We start from the raw sequence: 14,005 nt of genomic DNA, 5'->3' as shown, positions 1-14,005 counted from the left end.
TGAAAAATGTGGATGTAAAATATAATCCGGATACCGGTGCGATGTATTCTATATTACGGGTAAACGGGACTAAATTTACACTGCTCGCGGGACGGAAGCGGAGTTGAAAGCTAGAATATCATATCTGCTAACATTTTAAGCAATCGATTGCATTGCTTAAAATTTTCGCCAGTTTGATTAAATCTCCTATATTTCAGGGACTGAACTGTTTATAAACAAAGGGAAGCACCAATCACCTAAATACAGAACATGAGATTTAAGCTAATTATACTTGCACTGGCATTGATCGCCACGGAAAATGGATTCGCACAGAAAAAAGAGAATAAAACGCAGGACTGGCTGATCAGTAATGCTGCGCCGTATCAATCCCGCATCGCCCTTGCGGGGCAGGATATTGTACTGGACAATGGCCTCGTGCGCCGTTCATTTCGCATCAGCCCCAATGCATTCTGTTATGATTACACCAACCTGACCACGGGGCAACAGCTTATACGTGCCGTACAGCCCGAAGCGCAGCTGCAGCTCAACGGCAAGTGGTATAATGTCGGCGGTGTGGACGGACAGAAGGAGCGGGCTTACCTACGGCCGGAATGGATGCCGAGCTTTACGGCTAATGCAAACGATTTTAGTTATGTCAAACATGAGACCAGCGAACTGGATCCCTTATTGCCCTGGAAAGGGGATAAGTGGTGGTCTACACACAAGGCTGCTGGCAAAGGGAAGGTGCTGACCTTTACCTATGCTGCCCCGGCCAATGCGACGTTGAATGGGGTCGAGGTCAAGGTGCATTATGCCATTTACGACGGCATTCCCTTGATCAGCAAATGGGTAACGGTACAGAATCACAGCAAGCAGACCCTGCAGATTAACCAGGTGATCAACGAAAAGCTGGCCCTGGTCGAAGAGGAAAGTGCCGTAGTGGGCTCAGTCGAAGATATGAAGAAACAGCATGGCCTGTACGTCGAAAGCAATTTTGCTTTCAATAATGCAATGCGCTACCACCTCAGCGATCAGTCGCTGCACTGGAACGCGGATTCTACCTATACTTCTCAGGTGAACTACAACCTGAAAACACCGGCCATCCTGGAGATATACCCGACAGTGGGAGTAGGCATCAGACTGGCCGCTGAGGATAACTTCAGCTCCATCCGTTCCTGGGAACTGCTGATGGATAGTTACGACCGGGAGCGCCGTGGCCTGGCTATCCGCAAGATGTACCGTACCATAGCACCATGGACCACCGCCAATCCGATCTTTATGCACTTGGTCAGCAAAAAAGACGAACAGGTGTACACCGCCATAGACCAGTGTGCGGCCACAGGCTATGAAGCCCTGATCCTTAGCTTTGGTAGCCATGTCAATATGGAGGATACAACAGTCGCGAACCTCGCCGCGCTGAAAAAGCTGGCAGATTATGCACACAGCAAAAATATTAAAATAGGGGCTTATTCCCTGTTTAGCTCCCGCAAGATCAGCGAGCAAGATGATATCATCAATCCAAAAACGGGGAAAACGGGGGGCACATTTTTTGAAAATGCACCTTGTTTCGGTTCCAACTGGGGGATAGGCTATGCGCAACAGATCAAGACCTTCTTTGAAAAAACGGGATTTGACATCTGGGAAAATGATGGACCCTTTCCGGGGGATCAATGTGCCTCGACAAGTCACCCTGGCCACCATGGCCTGGAAGATAGCCAATGGGTACAGTTTAACATGCAAAAACAACTTTACCATTGGCTGAATGCCCGCGGCGTATATATCAACTCCCCGGACTGGTACTTTTTGGACGGTTCCAACAAGACCGGAATCGGTTACCGGGAGGTCAACTTTTCATTGCCCCGTGAGAACCAGCGTATCCTCAACCGGCAGAATATCTATGATGCGCTCTGGGAACAGAACCCGTCCATGGGCTGGGGATTTGTGCCCTTAACAGCTTATCAGGGTGGCGGAAAAGAAGCGGTACTGGAACCTTTGCATGAGCATAGGGAGGATTATAAACAACTGATGATGCAATATTATGGTGCTGGTGTGCAGGCCTGCTACCGCGGGCCGCGCCTCTATGATACGGAGCAGACCAAGCAGACGGTCATTGATGTTATTCAATGGTATAAAAAATACCGTACAATCCTCAACGCTGACCTGATCCACCTACGCCGTGCAGATGGTCGCGACTGGGACGGCTTCTTGCATGTGAATGCATCGGAAAAGGGGATCAAGGGCTTGGGTATGCTGTTTAACCCATTGAAAACGGCCATCACACGGACCATTGAACTACCGCTTTACTACACGGGCCTAAGTGCTCATGCCAAAATCACCTGGGATGACAAGACCGTAAAAACAGCGTCTTTGGATCATCGCGCTAAAACAACGATCACCCTGACCATCCCGGCCGAGAGTTATCGCTGGTTTACCGTGGAATAGATTAAGCCTACGGGATAAAAATTACTGCTTTGATGTTGGTTGTATCAGGGAGTGACGACCTTATTGTCATTCCCTGATATGCTTCAATCTTGTTTTTTGGACCAGAGCTCCATATCTGGGAATTGATATGTTGAATTGTCAAATATGGGATCCTGCTTGGCTTTCTGTTGGTCGCGGTAATCTGCATATAAGACTAATACCTTTTTGTGCAAGAGTATAATCGCTATTAAGTTGAGCCAGGCCATCAGGCCCACACCGATATCGCCCAGGGTCCAGGCGGTTTTGGCGGTACTGATACAACCGATATAGACGGAAACTAAAATAAGAATGCGTAACAACCAGATCAAGGCGGTCTTGTGTACTTTCTTGCGGCTGACAAAGCTAATATTGGTCTCGGCGATGTAGTAATAAGCCATAATCGTTGTAAAAGCAAAGAAGGCCAGGGCCAAAGCGACAAAAGCCTTGCCAATGGAAGGGAAGTGATGGGAGACGGCCTGTTGGGTAAATCCTGGACCCATTTCTGTCGCTGGTAGATGCTGGACGAGAAATCCGCCTGCGGGGTTTTCTACATTATACTGTCCGGTGAATAGGATCATGAGTGCGGTGGCGGTACAGACAAACATCGTATCGACGTATACTGAAAAGCCCTGTACAAGGCCCTGTTTAATCGGGTGAGTCACTTCGGCTGCGGCCGCAGCGTGGGGTGCCGTCCCTTGTCCGGCCTCATTGCTATAGATACCCCGTTTGACGCCCCAGGAAATGGCCATCCCGGCAACAGCACCGAAAGTAGCCTCCATATTGAATGCTGCCTTAAAAATCAGGGCAAAAACTGCGGGGATCTGTGTGAAGTTAAGTCCAATAATTACCAAAGCCATCAGGATGTAAGCGCCTGCCATAAACGGTACTACATATTCGGCAACGGTGCTGATACGCTTCACCCCGCCGATAATAATAATGGCCAGCAAAGCGGCAATAGCCATACCGGTTACACTCGGCGAGAGCTCAAAGGCTGATGTCATCGCCGAACTGATGCTATTGCTCTGGACGCCGGGCAGCAAAAATCCGGTACTGATAATTGTGGCAATCGCGAAGGTCCAGGCAAAAGCCGGCGACCGCAGACCTTTGAGTATATAAAAAGCTGGCCCGCCCCGATATTCGCCATCATTTACTTCCTTGTACATCTGTCCGAGTGTAGCCTCGACAATGGCGGAGGCACTGCCCAAAAAGGCAATCACCCACATCCAGAATATGGCTCCCGGACCGCCCATGGCGATCGCTGTGGCGACACCAGCAATATTGCCCGTGCCTACACGCCCCGAGATGGCCAGCGAAAAAGCCTGAAATGAGGATATCCCTTTGTCAGAACTACTCCCATTGAAAAGCAGACGCAGCATTTCACGCAGCTGTGTCAGTTGGGGGAACCGAAGTCGAACCGTAAAATAGATTCCGGTCAATAGACAGAGGTAGATGAGTGCATCACTCCAAATGATATTATAAATTTTGTCGATCAGATTTTCCATTAGTTATAATTGAAACCCATAGGGCAGCTAAAAATAATTAAAACTATTCAGGCCTCCCTAAATAATACATAGATTATATTGATAGGATCTTTTGTATGTATCTATTGTCTCTATATTATTGGTTTAACCGGAATGAAGTATGTTTAATTTCATGTTTTCAAGAACAATTATAGGGGTATGGTTGTTGAAAATGTAAAGAAAAGGGTGGTTGTTTGAAGAATAGTTAATCTTTTACTATTTTATGCCCCTTACTTTACATTTTTAATAAAATATGAGTGCTATGAACAATTTAGAACTGAACGATGTCCAGCAACATTGGAATAAATTTATTTCCTCTGCCATTGCCTGGGCACCTCGTATTATTACTGCCGTAATCTCCGCTTTACTCATTTATCTGATAGGTTCCTGGATCATCCGCCTGGTCAAACGAATGATTGATAAGGCCTTTGAACGCCGTCAGATGGATGTCTCCTTGCAACGTTTTTTAAGTAATCTGATCAGCTGGATCTTAAATATATTGTTATTTATAGTCGTGGTGACCCAGTTGGGGGTACAGACTTCGGCTTTTGTAGCGATCATCGGGGCGGCCGGACTGGCTGTGGGGCTGGCACTGCAAGGATCATTGTCCAATTTTGCTGGTGGGATCCTGATCCTGTTGCTGAAGCCTTTCCGGGTAGGTGATTATATCTCGTCAAGTGCAGACGTCTCTGGGACCGTCAATGAAATCGATATTTTCAATACGAAACTGACTACGCCGCAAAATCAACGGATCGTCGTCCCCAATGGTGTTTTATCAAATAGTAGCATCACCAATTATACACAGCTCGGTACGAGACGGACTTGGTTTGATATCGGTGTTGCTTATAATGCGGATCTAAAATATGCTAAGGAAATTCTGCTGCATGTCGCTCAGAACAATGAATTTGCTTTTAAGGAGCCGGCTCCGCAGGTGGTGGTGACCGAGCTTGGTGACAGTGCGATCAATCTCTCCGTGCGGGTTTCAACATCAAACGAAAACTTTTGGACCATGCAGGAACAGCTGATTATCGATTGCAAAGAGGCGCTGGATAAGGCCGGGATTGAAATTCCCTTTCCGCAACGGGATATTCATATCAGGAGCAAAGCATAATCTTTAAAATCAAAAACGGAGCCTGTTATTGGCCTCCGTTTATTCCATCATATAAATAAAATTTAGTGAGCTTATTCAAATCTACTTTAAAAAAGGGCATCGTTGTCCCCAGCCTGATCTTCATCGTCGGGACTTGCCTACTATCGGTATTTCTCCCGACGTTGACCGTACGTATTTTAGACACCGTAAAGGAATTTATCTTTGTTAACTTCAACTGGGTCTATGTGTGGGGGGTGACATTGTTTGTTATTTTTCTGGTCTACCTGATGTTCAGCAAGTTTGGCAATACCAAATTGGGGAGCAACGATAGTAAGCCAGAATATTCGTTCTTTTCCTGGATCTCGATGTTGTTTGCTGCCGGGATGGGGATCGGATTGATGTATTTCAGCGTGGCCGAACCCATGCAGCATTACTCCACCGAGGTATTCGCTTCAAACCATTATATCAACCGCGCAAAGAATGCGCAACTCTATACCTTCTTCCACTGGGGTATCCATGCCTGGGCCATCTACGGGGTCGTGGGATTGGCGCTTTCGTATTTTGCCTACCGCTACAGACTGCCCCTTTCGCTGCGCAGCTGTTTTTATCCGCTGCTGAAAAACAGGATCAATGGAAAATGGGGTAATGCCATTGACGTGTTTGCACTGTGTAGTACCTTCTTTGGTATTACCACCACGTTGGGTTTTGGTGTTGTTCAGGTCAATGCGGGTTTACAGACCCTGGGTGTTGTCCCCGAAAGTAGCTTTACCTACCAGATCATTATTGTGGGCGTGTTGACCTCGCTTTCCATCCTGTCGGCAACCTCTGGGGTAGACAAGGGGGTGAAGTTATTGAGCAAAATCAACATCATTACGGTGATTGTCCTATTATTGTTCGTACTACTGCTGGGCCCTACATTTTACCTGATCGGTAGTTTCACGGAAGGGATCGGAAACTATATCAATAATTTTTTCAGCCTGACATTTGACACCCACGTCTATGACGAAGCTACCTTACCCTGGTTCTATAGCTGGACAATCCTGTATTGGGCCTGGTGGATCTCCTGGTCTCCCTACGTGGGACTATTTATCGCAAAAATTTCCAAAGGCCGGACCATACGCGAGTTTGTCGCGGCAGTACTGATCATTCCGACATTGTTCAATTTTATATGGATGTCTGTGTTTGGGAATAGTGCCATCTGGTTTGACATTAACATCGCCAAAGGGGCACTGAGTCTCCTGGCGGACAATCCCGATGCACTGATGTTTAAATTTTTGGATTATCTGCCCGGGTCAGAGCTGGTCAGCTACCTGGTGATCTTGATCATCATCATCTTTTTTGTGACCTCAGCAGATTCAGGAATATTTGTGATGAACAGTATTGCAACCAAGAACGCCGAAAAGTCACCAAAATGGCAGATGATCTTTTGGGGTGCGCTGCTGGCCATTCTCGCGCTGATGTTGTTGAATACAGGTGGATTGCAGGCCTTGCAGACCATGACACTTATTACGGCTTTGCCGTTCTCTGTTATCATGCTGCTCTTTTGCGTCAGCTTGTTCAAAGCCCTGGTGATTGACCGGAGTTATTACGAACGCGACTTTTCAGTCAGCACGGTACCCTGGTCGGGCGAGTTTTGGAAAGACAGGTTAAAACAGATTGTTTCGTTCAAAAGCCGGGAGTCTGTCGATCAGTTTATCGAGACTACGGTTGGGAGCGCCTTCGGAGAATTGCAGGCTGAATTTAAACAGAACGACATTGAAGCCAAAATAAAACGGTTGGATAACCCCAAAAGGATAGAAATAGAAATCCGCCACGACGTAGTCAACAATTTTATATACGGGGTCAAAAACCAGGTCAAAGTCGTATCGGATTACCTGCTGGAGGAGGAAAACCTGCCGGATCTGCAGGATAAGAAGACCTATTTCCCGAAATCGTATTTTGGTGATGCCCGGGAGGGATATGACGTGCAGTACTTTACGAAAAATGAGCTGATCAGTGATGTGCTCAAACACTATGAACGCTTTCTGGAAATTATTTCGGAAGAGAAAAATGAAATGTTCATCAGCAGCAATGCGAATAAGAAAATGAGTTGATTTATGACATTTAGTGATACAGGAATTATGAATTGGAAGAATTTCGCCCTTTTGATATTGGCTTCTTTTCTATTTGCTAGCTGTAGCGAAAAGCCAAAGATCCATTTCGTGGACAAAGATGGTCATATTCATCTATTGACGCGTGAGGGTGAGCGTACAGCAATGGGCTTACAGAAAATCATTGCACATGGAATTGATACGATAGTGACAATAGATGAGAGCGGTCGACAAAAGATCTGGACAGCTTCAGATGTCGACAGTATTGATACGACCAAAATTCAATATTATCTAAAAAGAAGAAACGGGGATAATATAAATATATATACACCTTTGGAGGGGACTGAAGACCTGAGGATTGACCGGGGCAGGGATTCAATTTAAGCAATTGGTGTTTATAAAAGAAAAACTGGGATTTCCGCCTTGGAAGATCAGGAACGGACTCACTAAGGGTATAAAAAATAGCGTAAAAATATCAGCTTAAATCCTGCTGCTACTGGGATACGCGATGCAGCAGGTGACGGATTAAATAACTTTATTAAAAAATTGTAGGGTGAATTAATCTTCGGACCTAGGAATGAGTCATAGTACTAAATAATCTATTTTTTTATGTTGAAATATAGCGTCGTTTTTTTTCTCGTCCAATTGATCGGGATCAATCTACATGCACAATATCGTTCCGGCAATGCAGGGAGGATTACTGTTATCTCCGACAGCCAGCCTTTTATATTGTCTCTGAATGGAGTCGTATACAACGATCGGCCTGAGCTGCAGGTGACCATTGACGGACTTTCAGATCAATTGTATGCGATAAGTACGCTGATAAGCGGAAGGGGGCAACGGGAAATGGAGCGTAGGCAGATTGCTGTACGCAATGAAAATGGTGATTATGTGGAGATGATCTTTAAGGTCGGCAACCAGCGCAATACGCGGAGTCGTGGCCAACATATTAATCTATTTGCTCAGATTCCGATAGATATGTCTTCCATAGACAATGGTAATGGGGTGGCCTATGCCTATGGCGCACCGGGCAGACCTATTCACCTGGACGATGGACCGGATATGGGAATCCCGCCGATAAACTCGATTACCCCGATCAGCAGAGCAGAATTGGACCGTTTATTCAGTCTCATGAACAGGGAAGCTTTTGACGATGCGAAATTCAAAATAATTAACCCCATCTTTTCTGAGACAACGCTCCGTGTTGAACAGATCAGTGAAATCATGAAACGTTTTCAATGGGATGACGGAAAGCTGAAAGTCGCCAAGGCGGCGTACGGAAATTGTTCGGACAAAAGAAATTATTCAACATTGAGCGGAAACTTTACGTTTCTCGGTAATAAAAATGAGCTGCTTGATTTTATAGAAAAGCAGCAAAGAATGAAGTAAAATTCGTCTTCAAGGTATATAGCGAGCCCGGCATAAATTGTCGGGCTTTTTTTTACCCAGATAAATTAAATTTGGATAATTGTCGATAACTTTTAACTTTGATTTGTTACACCAGTTGTTTTGACATCGTTTGTGTTTAACACCTAAAAAACGGATTCAATATGGGAAATCTATCTAATGATGAAATCAAGATCTATTTTGATCTGAATTATCATCGCTTGTTTCTTTTTGCTAAAAGCTTGGTAAATGATACAGAGATCGCACATGATCTTGTTCAAGATAGTTTTATAGTGTTGATACGTGCTAATATGAAGACTTCGGATGCTCCTCCTGTAATTAAATCTTTTTTATATACAACGGTCAGAAATCTCGCATCCAAAAATATCAGAAAACAAAAATCGGCACAGCTTTTTTTTCGTAAAGAGAAGACGGAAGAGTGGGAAGATGCCGCTGTTTTCGAGAAGCTTTTTCAGGCGGAAGTTATTGCTGAGCTCTACCTTGCTTTGGAATCTCTGCCACCAGGCTGCAAGCAAATTTGTAAATTAGGCTATTTAGAAGGACTAAAAAATCAGGAGATAGCTGATATGTTGGGTGTTAGTATTAATACAGTCAAGACACAAAAGAAGCGTGCACTCCAACTTTTAAGGGACAAAATCTCTCCCCAAGCTTTCGCACTGCTATGTATTTACCTTTGTCACTAAAAAAAATATTTTCTTTTCACCCGTTTTTATTAGTAATGGTACATAGTATTAAAAAACCTAAGTTACCGTATGGATAAAAATGGAGAACACCTTTATTTTGCCGGACTTTTAGCGAAGTGCATTCAGGGTATATCCTCTGAAGAGGAAATCGTGAGATTGAAAAAATACATGGACGAAAATCCTCAAGCAAGTGAAATACTTGTTAATCTAAGAGAAACTAACCGGCTTGATCAAGACCTCGAAGAATTGGGTAAAATAGATCTTGAGCAGCGATGGGCTAACTTTGAAGAGAGGGGACAAACAAAAGCAGCATCTCGTAGAACTGTTTCGACCTTGATTATTTGGCTATCGACGTCTGCGGCGATACTTATTGCTGCGGTTTCTTTATTTTTAAACCGTCAAATCGAATCCAATACTTCAATTATTCCAGATCATCAATTTGGTTATAAAAATGATGTCACGCCGGGGCATGCCGGGGCAATCTTAACTTTGGCCGATGGACGCGTGGTAGAATTAGGGTCAACAGGCCAGCAAGGGGAGCTAATTGATACAAACCTGATTCATATTTCTAAGGGTTCTGTAGAATTTAGGAATGAAACAAATACCAATGAATACAGGGCTAATCGCATCCAAACCCCAAAAGGAGGAACTTTTCAGACTATTCTGGCTGATGGTACCAAAATATGGTTAAACGCAAATAGCGAAATTGAATTCCCAAGCCAGTTTTCTCCTAACGAACGACGCATAAAGTTGCTTTCTGGAGAAGCATTTTTTGAGGTAGCCAAGAACAAACAAAAACCATTTATTGTAGAAACACAAGGGTATGCAGTTCATGTAACAGGTACAGCATTTAATATCAATAATTATGAGGCTAATATTGTCAAAACTTTATTGACTGAAGGTAAAGTAGACGTAATAGGTAAGAAGACACGTGCTAGCCTATTTCCTGGGCAGGCCGTGGTTAATAAAGGGGAGTTTCTACAAACAGAAACAGCAGATATCAACGAAGCATTGTCCTGGCGTGATGGTTATTTTTACTTTGACGGAAAGACACTTCAGGAAATTCTTGGCGACGTATCAAGATGGTATGATGTCAGCCTCGACTATCAGATAAGTTTAGATCAAACGACGTATATGGGTGGCGCAAAACGCTCGAACACTTTAGGTACAATCTGTAAGATGCTGACGGATATGTCCCAATACAAGTTCGAAATCAATGGAAAGAAATTAATTGTCAAAAAAAATAAAGGAGGAAAAATGAAATAAACTGACCTAAATGATGATGGTATAAGGAATCCGGAGATACTGCAAATATCCCCGGAAGTAATTCGGCATACCAAATGTGTAGTAACAAATAGTTTAATAACCTAATCAATTCAAAATTATGTATAAAATCTGGTTAAGGCAATACCCAGACGAGCCTCGTTATGGCATTAACCTTCGAAAAACAGTATTAGTCATGAAACTTTCTTTAGCGTTTTCACTTGCATTGACAGTAAGCGTTCATGCCAGTGTTTTGGGGCAAAAAGTAAACCTTCAAAAGAAAAATATCACTTTAAAAGCGTTGCTAACTGAATTGCAAAAACAGACAAACTATCGCTTTATGTATAAAAGGGGTATTTTGGAAAACTCTCTACCAGTGAATCTTAATCTACAAAATGCCCCGTTGAGTGAAGTCCTGGAAATTGCTTTCAAAAATCAGCCTTTTGAATATCATATCTATGATGGGACAGTAACGATTTCTCGAAATTCGGTTGTCGTTCAACAAGCTGCTGTGCGTGGAAAGGTTGTTCAGGCAGATAATCAGCCTTTGGCTGGTGTGTCGGTGAATGTTATCGGTAAAGGAATCACTACGGCCACAGACGAACAGGGTAATTATGAAATCAAAGCCAATATAGGGGATCAGCTGGAGTTTAAATACATTGGCTTTAGGTCCAGTACTGTAGCTGTTGGTTCAAATAGGATGGCGACTATTACGATGATTCCAGCCGGGGATAGTAAATTGGAAGAAGTTGTGGTAATCGGTTATGGAACACAGAAGAGAGCTGACCTTACAGGCGCGATCAGTTCCATCAAAGCAGAAGATCTTCCGAAAGCTGCCAGTGCTTCGGTGGAACAGATGTTGGCAGGAAAAGCCGCTGGAGTACAAGTGCGGTCGACCGATGCACAGCCAGGGGGAGGAGTCGAGGTTTTGATTAGGGGCGCAGCTTCGACAGGAGCAGGAAACGCACCCCTATATATAATTGACGGGTTTCCAGTGACTGGCGGTGTGGATCCTGGAACAAATACCCGCTATTCCATCGGTAGTCGCAGTCCACTCAATTCGATTAATCCTAATGATATCGAATCTATTGAGGTGTTAAAGGATGCCAGTGCAACAGCAATTTATGGTGCCCGCGCTGCAAATGGGGTTATTTTGATCACAACTAAATCTGGCAAACAGGGGCGCGCAAGGGTTTCCTATGATCTGAAAACGAGTATGCAACGTGTTCAGAAGCCATGGGAAATGATGGATGCCAGTCAGTGGATGCGTGCGCGCGGTAATTATTTATATGAACTTTGGATGGTCAATAACAAAGTTGGTGTATACGGTGGTAAAGATCCCTCAACTGTACCAGCATTTACTGCTCCGTATACCGAAGATGAAATTAATGCAGCCGGTAAGGGTACAAACTGGATCGATGAGGTTACTCGAAAAGGACGTATTCAAGATCATAATCTGAGTATCAGCGGCGCTAATGATAAGACAAATTATCTCATATCATTTAATTATTTTGGACAGGATGGTATTGTAAAAAAGAATGACTTCAATCGCTATACTGGACGTGTAAATATCACCCAAGAGGTCAATAGCTGGCTCAAGGCTGGTGTACGTGCTAGTGGAAGCCGGATCGATATCAACAATCCAGCATTGGGAACCGGAGGAGCAGAGAATACCGGCGTATTGGAGTCGGCACTTAAATTTACGCCTACACTACCGGTTTATCTCCCGGATGGAAGTTACTCCATTGTTCCGAATTCGACGTTCTTCCCAAATCCTGTTTCCTTACTCGATATTAGCAATGTAACGGAGCAGAACCGTTTGATGGTGCAGACCTTTGCTGAAATAGAACCGATCAAAGATCTCAAAATTCGTACACAGCTAGGATTTGACAAGCAGGACGCGGTGAATAATACCTATCTACCGAAGTCTACACTATATGGTGAGGCTGTGGGAGGACAAGCGACCATTGGGCAGAATAATCGTTTTGATAAATTATTTAATACGACCGTCAGCTACAGAAAAGTGCTCAATGAGATACATGATCTAAGTCTGTTACTCGGTTATGAATGGCAGTCCATGGGAAGTTCGGGCCACAACTTATCCAATAATAAATTTCCGACAGATGCCTTTGGCACGAGCAACATCGGCGCGGGAGAGTCTGTACGTCCAACCGTTGGGTCTTACAAGAGCATCAATGAACTGGCGTCTTATTTCGGAAGGTTAAATTATAGTCTGATGGATAAGTATCTATTTACTTTTACTATGCGTGCCGATGGCTCTAGCCGTTTTGGAGCAGGAAATAAATTTGGATATTTTCCATCGGGTGCATTTGCATGGAAGATCGATCGAGAATCTTTTATGTCTGATGCGAAATGGATCTCAAGTGCCAAACTGCGGCTGAGCGCTGGTCAAACAGGTAACAGCAACATTTCTGGCGCCTTTGCCTTTTATTCTTTTGGAAGTGATTACCTTTTTGGGAATGCTGTCAATACAGGGACTTACCTTTCTTCTTATGCCAATCCTGATCTGAAATGGGAAACGACAACGGAGTATAACCTCGGACTGGATTTTGGCCTATTTGACGAGCGTATCAGTGTAACAACAGAATTGTTTTCCAAAACGATATCCGACCTATTGGGTGAAAGGCAGCTAAAGACCTATCTTCCCTTGGATAAGGTAGCGGCCAATCTTGGTAAAACCTCTAGTAAAGGTTTTGAGGTGACCTTGAATACACAGAACCTTACAGGTGCATTTCAATGGACTAGTACATTGACGTTGTCTGCATATCGTGACCGCTGGAAAGAGCGAAGCCCAGATGTGGTCCTTCGATCCTACGAATCAATTACAGATCCCATCCGCGTGCACTGGGGATATGTATTGGATGGTCTGGTGCAACCAGGAGAAGTAGTCCCTCATATGCCTGGTGCATTGCCTGGTGTGCAAAAAGTCAAAGATATCAATGGTTTCGATGAAAACAATCAATTGACAGGAAAACCAGATGGTAAGATTAATGATGCCGATGTAGTTAAACTTGCCAATGCAGATCCCAGACTCATCATGGGCTTTGGTAATACCTTTCGATACAAGGGTTTTGACCTGAATATCCATGTATATGGTATGTTTGGAACGAGACGCAACAATGATTACATGGGCTATGTGACGGAGATGAACCCCAATATCAACCGAGGTTGGAATATGCCGAATATGGTCGACCAATTTTGGTCGAGCAGCAATACACAAGGGACATATCCTAATCCATTTGTTGTCAATCCATTTCCGGGAGCTGGACAGTTTCTATTGCAAAAGTCTGACTTCGTCCGGGTGCGCAACATTACGTTGGGTTATGATCTTAACCCCTTGTTTCACAAAAAATGGTTCAACGCCTTTCGGGTATATGTAGATGCTTCAAACCCTATTGTTTTTACCAGTTTCAAAGGTATAGATCCTGAATTTACGGGAATCTATCCACCAGCGAAATCCTTTACACTGGGACTTAGTGTTGGATTTTAATC

At 44.1% G+C, this 14,005-nt stretch carries 9 protein-coding genes; 8 read left to right on the top strand and 1 reads right to left on the bottom strand.

The window, feature by feature from the left end:
* Positions 1-249: 249 nt before the first annotated feature.
* On the top strand, positions 250-2,421 hold the full coding sequence (locus tag ACK8HY_RS06055) for an alpha-galactosidase (RefSeq protein WP_416133077.1): 2,172 nt from the start codon (positions 250-252) through the stop codon (positions 2,419-2,421).
* Between the two features lie 83 nt (positions 2,422-2,504).
* Here ACK8HY_RS06055 and ACK8HY_RS06050 read toward each other — a convergent pair whose 3' ends face one another.
* The gene (locus tag ACK8HY_RS06050) at positions 2,505-3,941 is read right to left on the bottom strand and encodes an alanine/glycine:cation symporter family protein (protein WP_416133076.1); all 1,437 of its coding nucleotides are present in this window, start codon (positions 3,939-3,941) and stop codon (positions 2,505-2,507) included.
* A gap of 280 nt (positions 3,942-4,221) precedes the next feature.
* Here ACK8HY_RS06050 and ACK8HY_RS06045 point away from each other — a divergent pair, with 280 nt between their 5' ends.
* From ACK8HY_RS06045 to ACK8HY_RS06015, 7 genes are all read left to right on the top strand, one after another.
* Positions 4,222-5,070, top strand: a complete 849-nt coding sequence (locus tag ACK8HY_RS06045) for a mechanosensitive ion channel family protein (RefSeq protein WP_077435717.1) — start codon at positions 4,222-4,224, stop codon at positions 5,068-5,070.
* 65 nt (positions 5,071-5,135) lie between these two features.
* Positions 5,136-7,142 carry a BCCT family transporter gene (locus ACK8HY_RS06040; RefSeq protein WP_416133075.1) on the top strand — a complete coding sequence of 669 codons (2,007 nt, stop codon included), beginning with the start codon at positions 5,136-5,138 and terminating at the stop codon, positions 7,140-7,142.
* A gap of 3 nt (positions 7,143-7,145) precedes the next feature.
* Positions 7,146-7,523: a hypothetical protein gene (locus ACK8HY_RS06035; RefSeq protein WP_416133074.1), complete on the top strand. Its 378-nt coding sequence runs from the start codon at positions 7,146-7,148 to the stop codon at positions 7,521-7,523.
* Positions 7,524-7,748: 225 nt separating this feature from the next.
* Positions 7,749-8,528, top strand: a complete 780-nt coding sequence (locus tag ACK8HY_RS06030) for a DUF4476 domain-containing protein (RefSeq protein ID WP_077432917.1) — start codon at positions 7,749-7,751, stop codon at positions 8,526-8,528.
* A 161-nt stretch (positions 8,529-8,689) separates the two neighbouring features.
* Positions 8,690-9,229, top strand: a complete 540-nt coding sequence (locus ACK8HY_RS06025; protein ID WP_416133073.1) for an RNA polymerase sigma factor — start codon at positions 8,690-8,692, stop codon at positions 9,227-9,229.
* Positions 9,230-9,298: 69 nt separating this feature from the next.
* Positions 9,299-10,495, top strand: coding sequence for a FecR family protein (locus tag ACK8HY_RS06020; RefSeq protein WP_416133072.1), 1,197 nt, complete (start codon positions 9,299-9,301; stop codon positions 10,493-10,495).
* A 193-nt stretch (positions 10,496-10,688) separates the two neighbouring features.
* A complete protein-coding gene (locus ACK8HY_RS06015; RefSeq protein ID WP_175991936.1) occupies positions 10,689-14,003 on the top strand; it encodes a SusC/RagA family TonB-linked outer membrane protein in 3,315 nt (1,104 codons plus the stop codon).
* The last annotated feature ends 2 nt before the right edge of the window (positions 14,004-14,005 follow it).

The sequence above is a fragment of the Sphingobacterium sp. NGMCC 1.201703 genome (assembly GCF_047784615.1).
Lineage (GTDB): Bacteria > Bacteroidota > Bacteroidia > Sphingobacteriales > Sphingobacteriaceae > Sphingobacterium.
Note: the sequence above shows the minus strand (reverse complement) of the source record. Positions and strands in the feature narration are given on the sequence as shown.